Raw genomic sequence first — 16,074 nt, forward strand, 5'->3', positions numbered from 1 at the left:
GAATTCCATCGAGGTCGTTGACGCCGCCGGTAACCCGGCCCTAAGGGAAGGCGTCGAGGATTGAAGAAGCCGGTGGAATTCCGGCGCGGTCGCGCCACTGTAATCGAACGGGAACTTCCCCGTCGAGAGCCAGACCTTCCGCCTTGGCACAGATTTTCCGGGGACGCGCAATCCCGCCAAGGAGCATGAGCATGGCTGTTTCCGCCGCAATTTTCGATGACACCTTCATTCCGGTCGAAGGCGGCAGCGCCATCCCGATCGAGGACATCGCTCCCTGGGCCGTGCTGGGCACGCTGCTGGCCCTTATCTTCCTCTATTTCGTGAGCACCGAACAGGGCGCTTTCTCCCTGTTCCAGGGCATGTACGTTCACGAATTCGTCCACGACGGCCGGCACCTCCTCGGTTTTCCCTGCCACTGAGGTAACGTCATGACCCGTCAATTGCTTTGGCGCGGAATGCTTGCCGGCATTCTGGGCGCGCTTCTGGCCACGCTTTTTGCACGCGGTTTCGCGGAACCGCAGATCGACCTCGCGATCGGTTACGAGGAAGATCACGCGGCCCACGGCGCTCTGCCCGATCACCCGGCGCCCGATCACGCCGGAATGGCGATGGCATCTGCCCCGCTCGCACACCCGCATCCGGCGGACGAAGAGGAACTCGTCAGCCGCGATACCCAGAAGGGGGCCGGCCTCGTCACCGCGCTCGCGCTTTACGGCGCGGCGGTGGGGGGCATCTTCTCGCTGGTCTTCGCATACGGCTATGGCAGGATGGGCCATCTCGGCCCGCGCAGCTTCGCACTGCTTCTGGCGGCGCTGACTTTCGTGCTGGTGGTGGTGGTTCCCGCGATCAAGTATCCGCAGACCCCGCCGGCCGTAGGCAAGCACGAGACGGTGGCGCTGCGCACGGCGGCCTATTTCGGCATGATCGCGCTGTCGCTCGGCGCGGCCGTGGTTGCCGGGCGCCTTCGCGGCAGGCTGGCGCGGCCGGGCAGGGGCTTCGATGCCACCCTGCTGGCTTTCGTCGTCTATCTCGGGATGGTCGGCCTCGGCCAGTTCCTGCTTCCCGCGATCAACGAAGTGCCTGCCGATTTCCCGGCGGTATTGCTCTGGAACTTCCGGCTCGCCTCGATGGGAACGCAGCTCGTGCTGTGGGCCACCATCGGACTGGCTTTCGGACTATGGGCGGAACGCGTGCTCAGGCGCCAGTCGGCCTGAGCACGGCCTGCCTCCCGGAAGGCTTGCTCACTCGCTCCGGTTGCCTGCCCCCGTGGGCGCCGGGCGCAGCGGCGCGCGGCTCAGCTCGTTACCGGCGCGCGTGGTCTTCTTCAGAAGTTTCAGGAAGATATCCTGTTCTTCTGATGTGAGATGAGAGACGATGTCGTCCTGCACCTTGTCCACCCATGGCGTTGCCGCGGCCAGAGCCTCGCCGCCCTGCCGGCTCAGCATCAGCACGCGGGCGCGGCGGTCGGTCGGGCTGACCTCGCGTTCGACCAGCCCTTTCTGCACGAGCCGGTCGATCACGCCGCCGATCGTCACCCGGTCATAGGCGATCATGCCCGCCAGCGTCTGCTGGTCCAGCCCCGGATGATCGCGCAGGGTCAGCATCGCCGCATATTGGACCGAGGTCAGGTCAAGCCCGGCCTCGGTCATGCGCGATGTGAAGCGCGCCACGGAAATCTGCTGAAGGCGGCGGATCAGGTGGCCGGGCATGGTCTCGAGGTCGCTCATGACAGCCACCTAGCTTGATAACGCCCGCCTGCTCAAGCCTCCCGTGTGCTGCCATGGCCGACCTCGGCCGGAAGGTTCAGCCCGCCGGTTCGGGAATTCGGGCGGCGGTCAGGTTGGCGGCGAAGTAGGCGGCCAGTTCCCGCGTGCCGTCAAGCGGAAGCACCTGCGCGATGTACTGGTCCGGGCGGACCACGATCATGCAGCCTTCCTCCCGGTTCACGCCGCGCATGTCGTAGATGTCGCCCGCGCCCGGATCGGCGCAGAACGCCTTTTCGTAATCGCGCAGGCCCAGTTCGCCCTTGCGCGGCCAGAGCAGCCCGGGAAGCTCGTCCATCGACAGCGACCGGTGCGATTGCTGGAATACCGCGCGCAAGTCGAACAGGGCGTCGGCATCGGCGCCCTTCGGCGTGTGGCGAAGCAGAGGCGAGGCTGGGTCGGTTTCCAGCGTGCGGCACAGCCGGGCAAGGCGGGAGCCGGGCTGGAGACCGTCATCGCCCGCGAAGAGGTAGATCCGCCAGCGCCCGTCCGCCTCGGCGGCGTGCCCGAGGTGCATCGGCTTTGCATCGGCAAGGCGCACGACGGGCGCCGAATGGAAGCGCATCCCGACCCTGAAACCTTCCGCAAGGTGCTGGTGCTCGCCGCTGCCGGTCAAGGCGGAGCGGCGATACTGCGTGGCGGTTCCTGCCGTGAAGCGACCCTGCTTCACGAAATAGCGCTGGAATTCGGCGGGATCGACACCGTCCTCGTCCTCGGCGGTTTTCGGCTTCGCACTGAACATCGCGGCGAATTCGCGGTCGAAATCGATCAGCTCCTGCGCGATCGTCTGCCGCTCGGCCGAATAGCTGTGCAGCAGTTCCGGCCCGGCCTGCCCGCGCAGCACGGCAGCAAGCTTCCAGCCGAGGTTGAAGGCGTCCTGCATGGACACGTTCATGCCCTGTCCGGCCTTGGGGCTGTGCGTGTGGCAGGCATCGCCCGCGATGAAGACGCGGGGGAGGCGGCGCTGCTCCGCTCCGGCGGGCACATCGTCGAACTTGTCGCAAAGGCGCTGGCCGATCTCGTAGACGGACCACCACGCCACTTCCTTCACGTCGAGCACGTAAGGATGGAGGATGCGCCGGGCGGCGTCGATGAGCTGTTCGCGCGTGATGTTCCGCGCCGCCACCCGCTCGTCCCGGCCGAGCTTGTCCAGTTCGATGTAGAGACGCACCAGATAGCCGCCTTCGCGCGGGATGATGAGGATGTTGCCCTCGTTCGCGGAATGGATCGCGCTCTTGAGGCGGATATCGGGAAAGTCGCTGTAGGCGAGCACATCCATGACGCCCCAGGCCTGGTTGGCGGATTCCCCGATCAGTTCGCGGCCGATCGCCCGGCGGACCTGGCTGCGGGCGCCGTCGCAGCCCACGACATAGCGCGCCCGCACCAGTTCGGTGCCTTCCTCTCCCTCTGCGCCCACGCGCCGCAGCCTTGCGAGGACCGGCTCGGCCGGGTCTTCCGGTATGGTCAGGTCCGCCACTTCCATGGCGTAGTCCGGCACTAGGCGGGTCGGCGCATTGCGCATGGCTTCAAGGTAAAAGTCATGGACGCGGGCCTGGTTGAGGATGACGTGGGGGAATTCCGAAAGCCCATCCTCGGTATCGGCAATGCGGCCGTGGCGGGAAATCCGGCGCGCTTCGCTGTCGTCCGGCTTCCAGAACGTGGTTTCGTTGACCCAGTAGGCTTCCCGCGCCACGCGGTCGGCAAAACCGAAGGCGTTGAACATCTCCATCGTGCGGCAGGCGATGCCGTCCGCCTGACCGAGCGCGAGCGGACCGTCCTTGCGCTCGACGATGCGGGTGCGGATCGAGGGGAACCGCGCAAGCTGCGCGGCCAGCGTCAGCCCGGCGGGGCCGCAACCGACGATCAGCACGTCCACATCGTCCGGCGCGCCGGAGGGCCTGTCGCTCCCAAGTGCGAGGGTGGGGGCCGGTTCAGAAACGGCCGGGTCGCCGGTGCGGAATCCGTTCAGGTGAAATTGCATCGTCTCATCCTCTCCAACACAGGCAGGCTCCCGGTTCGGACGAACGGGTACCGCCTTAACGAATATAAGTAGTATGCTACCTATATTCCGGAGTCAAATGCGGGCGAGCAGTGGGAGAGCGCGGCGATCAGGGGTGCAGGGTATCTCCGTCGCTTACCGGCACCGTCCCGGGCTTGCGATGGGCGGCGATGCAGGAGATCACGCTGGGCACCAGCAGGGCGAAGGCGGCGGCCTCCATCGGGGTGGGCAGGCGCCGTTCCCAGACGAAGGCATAGACGAGCGCGAACAGCGTTTCGAACAGGATCATCTGCCCGGCGAGCGTCAGCGGAAGCAGGCGGCTCATGCGGTTCCACAGCGCATTGCCGAGGATCGAGGCGAGCACCGCCACGCCCAGCGAAATTGCGCCGAGGCGCAGCCACGCGGCATCGGTATGGTGCGCGGTATCGAGCAGCAGCGCGAAAGGCAGCAGCAGCAAGCTCTGCGCGCCGGTCACGAGGCCGGTCAGCAGGTTCCAGTCATGCGGGGAAACATGGTCGAGCCGCGCCAGCCAGCGGGAATTGCCCACCGCGAAGCCGGTCCACGAAATGAGCGCGCCCACCGCGCAGCCCAGGCCGATCAGTTGCTGCTCCACCGTGCCGGAAGAGGGATCGACAACGGCCTGCCAGCCGATGCAGATCGCGCCGGCCATGCAGAGCAGCAGCGAGGGGACCAGCCGCCGCAGCGGCACGGCGCCATGGTCGCGGCTGCCGATGATGGTTACGGCAACCGGCAGGAACCCCACGACAAGGGCGGTAAGTGCGACGCCGCCGTTCTGGACCGCGCTTGATAGCAGGATGAAATAGAGCGTATTGCCGGTGAAGGCGAGCCAGCCCAGCGCCAGCCATTCGCGCCGGGTCACATGCGGGCCGAGCTGCCGCCAGCGCGGCAGGAGCAGAAGCAGCGAGAGCGCGCCGTAGAACAGGTAGCGCCCGGCAGTGAGCTGCAGCGGCGTGAAGTCTCCGGCCAGTTCGGGCGCCAGGAACACGAGCCCCCAGAACGCGCCCGCACCGGCGCCGCAGGCAATGCCGGCGATGGTGGCGTTGCCGGTCTTCTGGTTGCTCACTGGATATCGCTCCTGCGTTGGGGAGCGGGAGCCGTTCACCAGGCGGCGCGAAACGTCAATGCCCGCAGTGCCGCTTTTCGGCAATATCCTGTCGTGATCTCGGGCGGCTTGAGTGGTGCGTGTGCCTGTCCCGCGTGACACTTTGCCGAGCGCCGGGAAGCGGAGGGGGCGCCCCGCGTGTTTTCAGTTGAGCGCGAGTTCGCCCTGCCTGCGATCGCCCGAGGTGGGGCCGGAGCGTCCCATCAGGCAGCGCGCCCGGCCGGTCAGGGTGTAGACGACGTGCCGCTGCGCCCCCCGGTTGTGATGGTCCACGCGAAAGCCCTGATAATGGCGCTGGATCAGGCCCGCCTTGACCAGTTCGGTGGTTGCCCGGCTGAGGTTGGTCTTGCCCGAACTGCGCACACGCTCGCGGACTTCGGCCTCGATCGCGGCTTCGGCGGCAGTGGGCTGCTGCGGGAGTCTTCCCGTCCGTTCCAGCTCCGCGCGCACTTTCATCATCAGCGCCTGCCGTTTGGGATCGCGCCCGCCCATCGGTGTCAGCGCGTCGCAGAGCCAGTCCCGCAGCAGGATGGACTGGCCGCGATGGGCGATGAAGGGCCCGGCGCTGCCGTCCGGGCGGGCGATCTCGGCGATCAGGCTGAGCACCATGAAGGCATAGCGGGGCCGGCTGCTGGCATGAGCGACCTGATCTAGCAGGGCTGCCATGTCGCTGGCGGGGGCGCGGCGGGCGGGATCGGTCGGCGCGAGAAACATAACGGGAATCTATAGAGCACAGATCGCGAATCGTGAGAATCCCTGATCTTTCGCAATTCTGCGCTTTGTCGGCCGTGACACTTTACCGCCGGGCAAAGTGTCGAAAGTTAAACTTTGAAGAGGGGCGAAAAATGGGGCGAAGGGGGAGCCGGGTGCAAGGATTCTCCTTTCCGCACCCGGCCCCGCTTCGCTCAGACCGCCTGAAGCCGGGGCTTCAGGCCGCCGGGTGCTTCGCCGATCTGAAAGCGCCTGGCATGTTCGGCAAGGGTGGTCGCGTCGGAGATCAGCGTGCGGGCGGCAGCGGACGTCTGCTCGACCATCGCGGCGTTCTGCTGGGTGGTGCGGTCCATCATGCCCACGGCGACGCTCACTTCGGAAATCGCCGAGGCCTGCGCGTCGTTGTCCCGCGCCATGGTTTCGACGAGGTGGTGAACCCGGTCGACTTCTCCGGCGATCCGTTCCAGCGAGCGGTCCACCCGCGATACCGTCTCTACCGCCCGGTCGATCTCGGAGCGGGTGGCCGAAAGGCCGTTGCGGGCCTTGCGGGCCTCTTCCTCGGCGCGCATGGCCAGCGAACTGACGAGGTCGGCCACGACCGCGAAACCGCGTCCGGCGTTTCCGGCACGCCCCGCCTCGACGGCGGCGTTCATGGCCAGGACGCGGGTCTGGAAGGCGATCTTGTCCACCCCCTCGATCACCTCGTCGATCCCGCGCGCGCTTTCGTGGACCACTTGCATGGCCTGCACCGCATCTTCGGCCACGGCGCGGCCCTGCTGCACGACGGAAAGCGCGCCGCCTGCAATGCCGAGGGTTTCCTGCGCGCCGCCGGCAGTGGCCTTCACCCGTTCCTCCACCCGCACAAGGGTGGCGGCGGTCTCTTCGAGATTGGCGGCGCTGCTTTCGGTGCGGCGTGCGAGGTCTTCGGACGCGCGGGCGATCGCGCCGGATTCGCCGTAGATCGCCTCCGACGTCCGCACCACCGAGCCGATCGTGCCGCGCAGGTTCGCGAGGCTGCCGTTGTAGGACTGCTTGAGCGAGAGGAAGCCGCCGGGCAGGTCGTCGATGTCATGGATGAGATCGCCGCCCGCCAGCCGCGACATCGCGCGGTCCAGCGCGGCGATGGCCTGGTTCCGCTCGGCCTCGGCTTCTTCGAAGTAGATCGAGATCGACAGGTCCATGTCGAGCATGGCCGCCTTCATCAGCGCCCGGCTGAGCTTGCCGGGGCGCGAGAGGCCGAGCATCCGCTTCCACGGGCTGGCGCTGCGCTCCACCGCGCGCATGATTTCCTCAAGCACGAGCGCATAGCCGCCGATGTACCAGCGCGGCTCAAGGCCGATCCGGGCATGGACCTTCCCGATGCGGCTGACGGCGGCGTGGTAGCTCTCGTCGAAGCGGCCGGTGGCGATGCCCATCCAGTGCCCGAGTTGGGCGCTCTTGGCGGAATCGATGTGCCGGTCGCTGGTGAACATGCGCGCCATTTGCGGCGTGGCGCGGACCCGTGCGTAGAAATGGTCGAGCGCGGGGGGAATGCACTTGCGAAGCAGGGGCTGCGCCGCCGCGAGAACGCGGCGCTGCGCAGGGTCGAACTCGAGGAATTCCAGCCGTTCCTCGATCGTCTTGACTGTCAATTTGATCTCCCGTGCGGCGGCGGCTCGCCGGCCGTAATGAAATCCTTTGCGTCAATGCTTTATAGGAAAGCCGCGGCCCCGGCCGGGCGCTTGGCCGTCATAATTTTCCGCCTGGGGAAGCTTCGCGTTCGGGGGGCTGCTTGCGGGGACCGAGCCGTCCACTATAGTGCCGGGATGACGCAAGCTGACGATATCGACCGGCACCTCGGTGGAGCATGTTTGACCATTCGTGATGCCGTAGCGGCGGATATCGAAGGGATCACGGCCATCTACAACGACGCCGTGCTGAACACGACCGCGATCTGGAACGAGACCGCCGTCGACACCGCCAACCGGCTCGCCTGGCTGGCCGACCGCAGGCAGGCGGGCTATCCCGTGCTGGTGTCGCTCGACGAATCCGGGACGGTGCTGGGCTATGCCTCCTTCGGGGACTGGCGCGCATTCGACGGCTATCGCCACACCGTCGAGCATTCGGTCTACGTCCGCGCCGACCGGCGCGGCGGCGGGATCGGCGAGAGTCTGATGATCGCCCTGATCGAACGGGCGCGGGCCATCGGCAAGCACGCCATGGTCGCGGGGATCGAGGCCCGCAACGAGGGCTCGATCCGCCTTCACGAGAAGCTCGGCTTCGAATCCGTGGGCCTGTTGAAAGAGGTCGGCTGCAAGTTCGGAAACTGGCTGGACCTCGCCTTTCTTCAGCTCACGCTCGACAGCCGCGAAGCGCCCGATCGGCTGCCGTAAGCTCAGGCAGGCACGAAACCGGCAAGGCGCAGCGCGCCGTCCAGCGAATCTCCGAGGGCAGGGCTCAGACGCTCTACCGTGCGCGAACGCAGCCACGGCTGCATCCGCGGGGCAAGGCCGCCGACGAGCGTGCAGCGCGTGGCGCCGCGTTCGAAGATGGTCTCGATGAAGCGCTCGATATGGCCTGCCGCGTGTTCGACGATGGAGCGGGCGATGGCGTCGTCGGCCTCGGCATAGTCCATCACCAGCGGCGCAAAGGTGCCGTAATCGCGCGGGCTTGCATGGTCCATCCAGGCGATGGCCCGTGCAGTGTCATGCTCGAACCGTTCGGTCACGGCGGCGCTGAGCGGGGTCTTGCGGGTGCGCCCGTCCAGCGCGCGCAAGGCGTGGCGCATCGCGGAAAGGCCGAGCGCGGCGCCGCTCCCTTCGTCCGAGATCGGGAAGCCGTAGCCGCCGATGGTGAAATCCCGGCCGTCCACCCGCACCTGCGCGGCGCTGCCGGTGCCGATGATGAGGATTGCACCGTCCTGTCCGGCGTGCGCGCCGAGGTTGGCGATCTGCGCGTCCGTGGCATAATTCACCGAAGCGAAGCCGAAATCAAGTTCGGCCAGCGCATCGCGCACGCCGGGGCGGGTGATCCCGGCGATGCCCATGCCGGCATGAATGGCGGCGCGCTGCCCATCGGTCAGCCCGGCTTCGGCCACGGCCTGATCGACCGTATCCTTGAGCGTTTCGTAAAGCGCTTCCATGCCGATCCGCGCATTGGCGGTGCCGGACCTGCCATGGCCGATCTCCTTGCCCTGCGCGTCGACCAGCCGGGCGCGGCAATTGCTGCCGCCTGCGTCGATGCCGAGGAAATAGGTCATGGGTGTTCTCCGTGAGTCCCCGTCCAGTCGCGGCCACGGGGGGTATGGCCGATGCCGGGGTTGAGCTGGTTGCGCGGGTCGATCTCGCGGTAGAATTCCGCCAGTTCGGGCCGCGCGACATAGAGGTGGCCGACGTTGTGCTCGGCCGGATAACGGGCGCCGCGCGCGTCGAGCAGCGCCCAGAGCGCGTGCTCGAAACCGAGCGGGTCCGTGCCCTTCTTCACGATGTAGTCCTGGTGGAACACCTGGCAGAAGAAATGGCCGTAATAGAGCGTGTGGATCGTGCGCGCGGCAAGATCGGCGGGAAGCTGCTCCAGCCATTCGCGGGTATTGCGGGGCAGGGCGACATCGAGCGCGACGATGTCCTCCACTTCGCGGCGATGAACAGCGCGGTAGCGCACCGCCGCCCCCGCCGCGACGAAGCGGTGGAGGAAGGCCTTGGCGCTTTCCTGCGGCGTGCATTCGAAATGATCGCCATCGGCATCGCCGGGGAACAGCGCGGCAAGCAGCGCGCGCGCCGCCTCTACCTGATCGCGCGGCACCTTGAGGATCAGGTGATGCGCGAAGCGGGCGCGGTATTCGCGCATGCGGGGCGGGAGGTGCTCGGGGATGAACCGGCTTGCCCATTGCATCAGCCGGTCGGCAAGGCCGCCGCCGAACAGCCCGTCGAAGCGGGACTTGGCCGCGAACAGCGCGGGCAGGCGATCCGTGCCGAGCCGCTCGATGGCGTAGAACATGTCGCGGCCGTAGCGGTCCGCCACGTCGAAAGCCTCGGCGTGCATGTATTCGCCCGCGATCGGCAGGGTATCGAAATCGCGCAGCATGGTGCGGCGCAGGTCGGTCAGCCGGTTGGGATCGCGGGTGCCGATGTAGAACGTGGTCGTCTCGTCCTCGCGCGCGAACGTGTCTAGGCGGACGGCGAAGACGATCAGCTTGCCCGCGCTTCCCGCCGCCTCGAACAGGCAGCGCGGATCGGCGTTGAAGCGGGCGGGCACCTCGCTCTCGATATCGCGGACGTGCCGGGCATAGGCATGGTCGTGCGCCCACTTGTCGCCCGCGGGGTCGATGTCGGCCTCGGTATACTGTTCGCGGTCGAGGCGGGAGAGCATGGTCTCGGGCTCGTCGCCAAGATCGATGCCGAGGTGGTTGAACAGGCGCAGCGAACCGTCGGCCTGGACCTGCGCATAAAGCGCGAGCTGGGTATAGGCAGGCCCGCGCCGGATCAGCGAGCCGCCCGAATTGTTGCAGACCCCGCCCACGACCGAGGCCCCGAGGCAGGATGAGCCGATCACCGAATGCGGCTCGCGCCCGAAGGGGCGCAGCGCCTGCTCCAGCTTGTAAAGCGTGGTGCCGGGCATGCAAAGCACCTGGGTGCCGCGCTGGATCACCTTGAGCGCGGAGAGCCGCGTGGTGCTGATGATGACGAGACCGCCGGGATAGTCGTCGCCATCGGGGGTGGAACCGCCGGTAAGCCCGGTGTTCGACGCCTGCATGATGATCGACACGTCCGCCGCCACGCAGGCCTGTACCGCGCGCCACAGCTCCACCAGGGTGCCGGGGCGCACCACCGCGATGGCCGGGCCCTCGCCGGTGCGATAGCCCTTGCGGAAGCGCGCCGTGGCACGGGGAGAGGTGAGCACGTCACGCTTGCCGACCGCGCCGCGAAGGGCGGCCAGAAGCGCCTTGTCCCGTGTGGTGATGCTCGCTGCCATGGTTCTTTCCCCGGTTACTGGGTCTGGACCTCGTCGTCGGTCATCAGGTCGGCGCCGTCGAGCCAGTGCAGGATCTCGCGCGCGGCGGGATGGTCTATGCCTTCGTAGCGCGCGCGAAGACGGCCGCCGCGAACGCCGAGCCGCTCGTAGCCCACGTCCTGGAGGGCCGGAAGGTCCTGCTGCAACATTACGGCGAATTCATCTCCGAGAAGCCGGCGGGCGGCGGCGGCGAAGGCGGCGCCATAGGCATAGTCGCCGCCCTGCGCATAGACCATCGGCAGCGTCAGCGCCGGGATGCAGCCGAGATGGGCCTGGATCGCCGGGTTGATCGCATGGCCGGAAACATGCTCCGCGATGCCTGCCGGGCGGCCGGTGAAGGCGCGCAAGTGCAGGAAGCGCGACATGCGCGCGCCGTCGTTGACGGGCCAGTTGTCCCACAGGCAGACCTTGCGGCCCAGTTCGCCCGCCACGCGTTCGAGATGGGCCGGGCCGATTTCCTTCGCGCAGACTTCCTCGCCCGTCCAGTAGACCTGCACGGCCGGATCGAGCAGCCGTCCGAGCTTGCCGAGATAGTCCGCCGGGCGGTCCGCGAAGACGAGGTCCAGCACCGGATCGTCGGAATAGTACGTCGGGCAGGTATAGACCCGCGTGGCCCGGGTAAGCCCGGCGCAGAAGTTGACCACTTCGGCCTGACGCTCCGCAAGTTCCGGCATGTCGCCGCGAAGGTCGTCGAACAGCACCGCAAGGTCGTCTATGCCGATGGCGTCAAGCTCGGCGACGCGGCGCGTCAGGTCGGCGCGGGCGGCATCGTCGAAGGGGTGCGTCGAGCCGACCGGCGTGATCGCCATGCCGAAGCGCATCCCGGCGGCCCGGCACTCGGCGGAAAGGCGGGCGAGGGATTCGGCCTGCGCGGCGTCATGCGTCTTTCGCCATTCGCGCCGCAGCGAGCGGTCCGCCTTGGGGCCGTAGTGGTAGAAGCCGTAACCGGCCTCCGCCAGCGTCCTGACCACGTAGCTGCGCTCGGCCTCGTTCCAGATACGGCCGAAGCGCCCTTCGATCAGGCCCAGTTCCGGCTGAAGCACGGGCTTGGCGGCAGGAGCTTGCCGGGTCATTCCCGGTGATCCTCGCGGGCGCCGCCGATCCAGGTCGAGCGGACCAGACGGTCATCGCCCAGGTGGACGAGATCGGCGCGAAGGCCGGGCGCGATGGCGCCGGTTTCATGATCCAGCCGCAGGAAACGGGCGGGATTGCCGCTCGCCATGCGCGATGCGGTCACGATGTCGCAGCCGATCATGTCCATCGCGTTGCGCAGGGCCTGCGCCATGGTGAGCGCGGAGCCTGCCAGCGTGCCGTCCGGCCCGGTGCACATGCCATTGGCGACCTTGATGTCCTGATCCATCAGCGTGAACTGCCCCAGCGTGCCGCCCACCGGCGGCATGGCGTCGGTGACGAGCATCACGCCTTCATCGCCGCGGGCCGAAACCGCCACGCGCATGGCGGCGGGGTGGACGTGGAACCCGTCCACGATCAGGCCGAAGTGGCTGGCGCGGTCCTCCAGCGCGGCGCCGACCATGCCGGGATCGCGGCTGAGGAACTGCGTCATCGCGTTGAACAGGTGCGTGAAGCCGGCCAGCCCTTCGGCCAGCGCCGCGCGGGCCTGGTCGTAATCGGCCAGGCTGTGTCCGGCGCAGACGAGAACGCCCGCCTCGGCAAGCGCGCGCACCGTGCCCTCGGCGGCGAGTTCGGGTGCCAGCGTCACCACCCGGCGACCGGCGGTGGGTGCGGAAAGCCGTGCGATCACTTCGGGATCGACCCGCGTGAAGCGGTTCTGGTCGTGAATGCCCTTCTTGGCGACATTGAGGTGCGGCCCCTCGATATGGACGCCCAGAACTCCGGGAACGCCTTCCGCCAGCGCGGCTTCGCCCGCTGCGATCGCGGCTTCCACCACTTGCGGGTAATCGCTGATGAGCGTGGGCAGCAGGCCGGTGGTGCCATAGCGGCGATGTGCCTTGGCGATCGCGCGAATGCCCTCGATGCAGGGCATGTCGTTGAACAGCACGTCACCGCCGCCGTTCACCTGGGTATCGATGAAGCCGGGCAGCACGTAGCCGCCGCCAAGGTCGACGACCGTGCAGTCTTCCGGCAGGGCGCCGGGCGCGGCAAGGCCGTGGATGCGCGCGCCGTCCAGGATCAGCGCCTCGCCTTCCACCACGCGGTCGGCAAGAACGATGCGCGCTCCGATAAGGGCTGTCAGGGTCATAGCGTGCGCGTTACCTTGTTGAGGTGCGGAGGGTTGTCCGGATTGCGACCGCGCGCCAGCGAGAGTTCGTTGGCGAGGCTGTAGAAACTCTGGATCTGCCCGATGGCGCCCAGTACCGGATGAACGTCCGTGCGCGAAGGCAGGACGAGCGCTGCCGGGGCGATGTCCTCGGCAAGCCCGGCGGCGATCACCCGCGCGCCGCGTGCCGCGAAGTCCTCAAGCCGTTCGCGCAGGCCGGTGCGGGCCACGTCGAGCGGGGCGAGCACCAGCACCGGATCGCCTTCGCCCACCAGCGTCATCGGGCCATGGGCCACTTCGGCGCTGCTGAAGGCTTCGGCATGCAGGCTGGAGGTTTCCTTCAGCTTGAGCGCGGCCTCGCCCGCGATGGGAAGCGTGGGGCCTCGGCCGAGCACCAGCATCTCGCCGGCGTCCCTGAGCAGTTCGACCGCCGCGGTCCAGTCCGCATTCGCGGCTTCTTCCAGCACTTCGCCTGTCGTCTCGAGCGCGGCGAGCAGCGCCTCGTCCTGGCTCCACTCGGCCACGAGATGGGTGAGGGCGACGAGCGTGCAGACGAAGCTCTTGGTGGCGGCCACGCTGGTTTCGGGTCCGGCGTGGACGGGAATGACGATCTGCGCCAGTTCGGCGAGCGGCGATGCGGCGTCATTGACCACCGCGATCACCACCGCGCCCTTTTCGCGCGCATCCTGCGCCGCCGCCAGCAGGTCGGGGCTGCGGCCGGACTGCGAGATCGCGATCAGCGGCACGCCTTCAAAACGCGGCGAAGTGGCATGATAGAGCGAGCCCACCGAAGGCGCATGGCTCAGCGTGGGAACGCCGGCATGGGTTTCCAGCAGGAACTTGGCGAAAGCGGCTGCCTGGTCGGAACTTCCGCGCGCAAGGGTGGCGGCGAAAGGCGGTGCCAGCGCGCGGAGTTGCCGTCCGGCCTCGCGAACGAGATCGGCATTGAGCCGAAGCTGCTCGACGCAGCGCTGGGGAGCCTCATGGGCTTCGCGGGCCATCTGCGTACCTGCCTCAGGTGCCGCTCTGGTCTCTTTTGGTGTCGCTAGAGTCATGTCGAGGACAGATACCAGTTTCGATTTTTGGTACAAGTGGCATTAAAGTGGTTTTATATTTTACCGTGGTCGTGATACCGGTCTTACATCGCAAGTGAATTGTGACGGGAGAATCCGATGCTCAGGATCGAGATTGCCGCCTCCGATGGGCAAGGTGAAGTCAATGACGACCGCTTCGGCTATCAGGGCGATGCGGCATGGGTGATCGACGGTGCCACCGGCATCGGGCCATCGCTGCTCGGCGCGCCGAGCGACGCTTCCTGGCTGGCGCGCAAGGCCGGCGACCTCCTGGCCGACACGCTAGCGCAAGCGCCGGAAATTCCGACCGTGGAACTGCTCCGCCAGGTCATGGCCGGATGCGCCGAAGCGCTGGCACGCGAACAGGTCAGGCCTGCGGACGGCCCGCACGAGCACCCTTCTGCGGCCTTCGCGATGGTGCGGATCATCGGCGGCGAGGCGGAATTTACGACCCTGGCCGACTGCCGAATCGCGGCATGCGAAAGCGGCGGCGGCGCCCGGTTGTTCGGCAGTTCCGCGCTCGATGCGATCGAGGCCCGCACGATCGAGGCGATGAAGGCGATTGTCGCGGAAGAGGGCGATCTCGGTTTCGAGGCGCTCAAGGCCCGGTTGATGCCGGGGCTGCGCGCCAATCGCCGGTTGATGAACCGCGATGGCGGCTACTGGGTGCTCGGCACCCAGCCGGCCGCTGCGGATCATCTCTGGCAAGTGCGGATGCCCGTGCGGCCCGGCCAGAGATTCGCCATCGCCAGTGACGGTTTTCTGCGCCTCGTCGAACTGTTCGGCGCGGCGGCACCGGCCGATCTCCTCGCCATTTCCGGGCAGGAGGACTGGGCGCGCTGGCTTGGGCTGCTGCGCGATCTCGAGGACGAGCCCGATTCGCTGCATCGTTTTGCCCGCGTGAAGCCGCGCGACGATGCCAGCCTTGTTGTCTGTAGCTGGGAGGATGCGCGCTGATGCTGGTCATGGGATACATGAGCGGAACCTCGCTCGACGGTGTCGATGTCGCCCTGATCGAAACCGATGGAGAGCGGATCGATGCTTTCGGGCCGTCGGCGATGATCGCCTTTTCGGCAACCGAACGCGCCGTGCTCGAAAGGGCCACGCATGAGGCGCTGGCGTGGGACGGGCAGGGTGAAGAGCCCCGATCCTTCGCGCTGGCGGCGGATGTGATCGAGGGCGCGCATGTCCGCGCCGGTTTCGACGTGATCGCGCGGGCCGGGCGGCGGCCGGACCTGATCGGATTCCATGGGCAGACCCTGCTCCATCGGCCGGAGCGCAAGCTTTCCGTGCAAATCGGCGACCCGCAGGTGCTGGCCGATGCGCTGGGAATTTCAGTCGTGGCGCAGATGCGGCAGGACGATCTCATGGCGGGCGGGCAGGGGGCTCCGCTGGTCCCGGCCTATCATGCCGCGCTGGCAGATCGGATCGGGCTCGATGGGCCGGTGGCTTTCCTCAACCTTGGCGGCGTGGCCAATCTCACCTGGATCGGAGCCGACGGATCGCTGGTGGCGTTCGACACGGGGCCGGGAAATGGTCTTATCGATCAGGTGGTTCAGGCGCACGGCGCCGGTCGCTACGACGATGGCGGCCGGATCGCGGCGGCAGGCACGGTCAATCGGGATGTGCTGACGGACCTGCTTTCGCACGCGCATTTCCGGGGAGAAGGCCCGAAGTCGCTTGACCGATACGACTTTCCTCTCGAATGGGCCGAGGCCTGTTCGCTCGAGGACGCGGCAGCAACGCTCACGGCCTTCACGGCGGAAGCGGTTGCACTGTCGCTCCGCACCTTGCCGCAGGCGCCGAATGTCTGGGTCGTCTGCGGGGGCGGGAGCCACAATCCCACGCTGATGCAGGCCCTGCGCGATCGGCTTGGAGACTGCCGGACGGCGGACGAAGTGGGCCTTCGGAGCGACTTCGTCGAAGCCGAGGCGATGGCTTTCCTGGCGGCGCGCAGCCTGCGCGGCCTGCCGCTCACCTTCCCCGGCACGACCGGGGTCGCCCGCCCGCTCACCGGGGGCACGATCTGGCGCCCGGAACCGGCCGCGCTCGAAGTGGTCTGATATCCTGCCAAATTTTATATCACCACTTGAATACCACACCTTTACATATCCATGACAGGTATGCATGGTGCAAAAACGCTAAAAAGGCACGCCGTCGAGTCTTCGGGTCGCACC

The 16,074-nt window shown here is 67.4% G+C and carries 15 protein-coding genes; 5 read left to right on the plus strand and 10 right to left on the minus strand.

The annotated features are described in order from the left end of the window. Positions 1–191 precede the first annotated feature (191 nt). The gene (locus ACLIMP_RS19850) at positions 192–419 is read left to right on the plus strand and encodes a CbtB domain-containing protein (RefSeq protein ID WP_197283150.1); all 228 of its coding nucleotides are present in this window, start codon (positions 192–194) and stop codon (positions 417–419) included. Positions 420–428: 9 nt separating this feature from the next. Continuing rightward, positions 429–1,214: a CbtA family protein gene (locus ACLIMP_RS19855; RefSeq protein ID WP_185999683.1), complete on the plus strand. Its 786-nt coding sequence runs from the start codon at positions 429–431 to the stop codon at positions 1,212–1,214. A 27-nt stretch (positions 1,215–1,241) separates the two neighbouring features. On the opposite strand, the gene ACLIMP_RS19860 is transcribed toward ACLIMP_RS19855, so the two are convergent. From ACLIMP_RS19860 to ACLIMP_RS19880, 5 genes are all read right to left on the minus strand, one after another. Beyond that, positions 1,242–1,727, minus strand: coding sequence for a MarR family winged helix-turn-helix transcriptional regulator (locus ACLIMP_RS19860; protein ID WP_185999684.1), 486 nt, complete (start codon positions 1,725–1,727; stop codon positions 1,242–1,244). Positions 1,728–1,803: 76 nt separating this feature from the next. Beyond that, positions 1,804–3,744: an FAD-binding monooxygenase gene (locus ACLIMP_RS19865; RefSeq protein ID WP_443478880.1), complete on the minus strand. Its 1,941-nt coding sequence runs from the start codon at positions 3,742–3,744 to the stop codon at positions 1,804–1,806. 127 nt (positions 3,745–3,871) lie between these two features. Next, the gene (locus tag ACLIMP_RS19870) at positions 3,872–4,846 is read right to left on the minus strand and encodes a DMT family transporter (RefSeq protein WP_054441925.1); all 975 of its coding nucleotides are present in this window, start codon (positions 4,844–4,846) and stop codon (positions 3,872–3,874) included. Positions 4,847–5,029: 183 nt separating this feature from the next. Further along, positions 5,030–5,599, minus strand: a complete 570-nt coding sequence (locus ACLIMP_RS19875; RefSeq protein ID WP_443478881.1) for a hypothetical protein — start codon at positions 5,597–5,599, stop codon at positions 5,030–5,032. A gap of 191 nt (positions 5,600–5,790) precedes the next feature. Then, a complete protein-coding gene (locus ACLIMP_RS19880) occupies positions 5,791–7,227 on the minus strand; it encodes a globin-coupled sensor protein (protein WP_221937306.1) in 1,437 nt (478 codons plus the stop codon). A 219-nt stretch (positions 7,228–7,446) separates the two neighbouring features. On the opposite strand from ACLIMP_RS19880, the gene ACLIMP_RS19885 reads away from it, so the two are divergent. Then, a complete protein-coding gene (locus ACLIMP_RS19885) occupies positions 7,447–7,968 on the plus strand; it encodes a GNAT family N-acetyltransferase (RefSeq protein ID WP_443478882.1) in 522 nt (173 codons plus the stop codon). Between the two features lie 2 nt (positions 7,969–7,970). Here the strand turns inward: ACLIMP_RS19885 and ACLIMP_RS19890 are convergent, their stop codons facing one another. The 5 genes from ACLIMP_RS19890 to ACLIMP_RS19910 are packed head-to-tail and all read right to left on the minus strand — an operon-like array spanning position 7,971 to position 13,825. Then, positions 7,971–8,834, minus strand: a complete 864-nt coding sequence (locus ACLIMP_RS19890; protein WP_324699626.1) for a glucosamine kinase nucleotide-binding domain-containing protein — start codon at positions 8,832–8,834, stop codon at positions 7,971–7,973. Further along, entirely contained in the window at positions 8,831–10,546 is a 1,716-nt protein-coding gene (gene dld / locus ACLIMP_RS19895; RefSeq protein WP_443478883.1) for a D-lactate dehydrogenase, read from the minus strand. Before dld ends, ACLIMP_RS19890 begins: the two co-directional genes overlap by 4 nt. A gap of 14 nt (positions 10,547–10,560) precedes the next feature. Next, a complete protein-coding gene (locus tag ACLIMP_RS19900; RefSeq protein WP_443478884.1) occupies positions 10,561–11,658 on the minus strand; it encodes a beta-N-acetylglucosaminidase domain-containing protein in 1,098 nt (365 codons plus the stop codon). Further along, complete coding sequence (gene nagA / locus ACLIMP_RS19905) at positions 11,655–12,806, minus strand: N-acetylglucosamine-6-phosphate deacetylase (RefSeq protein WP_443478885.1); 1,152 nt, start codon at positions 12,804–12,806, stop codon at positions 11,655–11,657. Before nagA ends, ACLIMP_RS19900 begins: the two co-directional genes overlap by 4 nt. Then, positions 12,803–13,825: an SIS domain-containing protein gene (locus ACLIMP_RS19910; protein ID WP_231636255.1), complete on the minus strand. Its 1,023-nt coding sequence runs from the start codon at positions 13,823–13,825 to the stop codon at positions 12,803–12,805. Before ACLIMP_RS19910 ends, nagA begins: the two co-directional genes overlap by 4 nt. 171 nt (positions 13,826–13,996) lie before the next feature. On the opposite strand from ACLIMP_RS19910, the gene ACLIMP_RS19915 reads away from it, so the two are divergent. After that, complete coding sequence (locus ACLIMP_RS19915; protein ID WP_443478886.1) at positions 13,997–14,854, plus strand: protein phosphatase 2C domain-containing protein; 858 nt, start codon at positions 13,997–13,999, stop codon at positions 14,852–14,854. Beyond that, entirely contained in the window at positions 14,854–15,960 is a 1,107-nt protein-coding gene (locus ACLIMP_RS19920) for an anhydro-N-acetylmuramic acid kinase (RefSeq protein WP_054441932.1), read from the plus strand. The genes ACLIMP_RS19915 and ACLIMP_RS19920 overlap by 1 nt, the downstream gene beginning before the upstream one ends. The last annotated feature ends 114 nt before the right edge of the window (positions 15,961–16,074 follow it).

Origin of the sequence: Novosphingobium aeonii (genome assembly GCF_052279045.1) — a bacterium.
GTDB lineage: Bacteria > Pseudomonadota > Alphaproteobacteria > Sphingomonadales > Sphingomonadaceae > Novosphingobium.

What these genes read in the sequence shown, in the direction of transcription:
- ACLIMP_RS19855 (WP_185999683.1), top strand. Translation starts at nt 429, where the DNA reads ATGACCCGTCAATTGCTTTGGCGCGGAATGCTTGCCGGCATTCTGGGC.
- ACLIMP_RS19910 (WP_231636255.1), bottom strand. Translation starts at nt 13,825, where the DNA reads ATGGCCCGCGAAGCCCATGAGGCTCCCCAGCGCTGCGTCGAGCAGCTT.
- ACLIMP_RS19850 (WP_197283150.1), top strand. Translation starts at nt 192, where the DNA reads ATGGCTGTTTCCGCCGCAATTTTCGATGACACCTTCATTCCGGTCGAA.
- ACLIMP_RS19920 (WP_054441932.1), top strand. Translation starts at nt 14,854, where the DNA reads ATGCTGGTCATGGGATACATGAGCGGAACCTCGCTCGACGGTGTCGAT.
- ACLIMP_RS19860 (WP_185999684.1), bottom strand. Translation starts at nt 1,727, where the DNA reads ATGAGCGACCTCGAGACCATGCCCGGCCACCTGATCCGCCGCCTTCAG.
- dld (WP_443478883.1), bottom strand. Translation starts at nt 10,546, where the DNA reads ATGGCAGCGAGCATCACCACACGGGACAAGGCGCTTCTGGCCGCCCTT.
- ACLIMP_RS19865 (WP_443478880.1), bottom strand. Translation starts at nt 3,744, where the DNA reads ATGCAATTTCACCTGAACGGATTCCGCACCGGCGACCCGGCCGTTTCT.
- ACLIMP_RS19915 (WP_443478886.1), top strand. Translation starts at nt 13,997, where the DNA reads ATGCTCAGGATCGAGATTGCCGCCTCCGATGGGCAAGGTGAAGTCAAT.
- nagA (WP_443478885.1), bottom strand. Translation starts at nt 12,806, where the DNA reads ATGACCCTGACAGCCCTTATCGGAGCGCGCATCGTTCTTGCCGACCGC.
- ACLIMP_RS19900 (WP_443478884.1), bottom strand. Translation starts at nt 11,658, where the DNA reads ATGACCCGGCAAGCTCCTGCCGCCAAGCCCGTGCTTCAGCCGGAACTG.
- ACLIMP_RS19890 (WP_324699626.1), bottom strand. Translation starts at nt 8,834, where the DNA reads ATGACCTATTTCCTCGGCATCGACGCAGGCGGCAGCAATTGCCGCGCC.
- ACLIMP_RS19875 (WP_443478881.1), bottom strand. Translation starts at nt 5,599, where the DNA reads ATGTTTCTCGCGCCGACCGATCCCGCCCGCCGCGCCCCCGCCAGCGAC.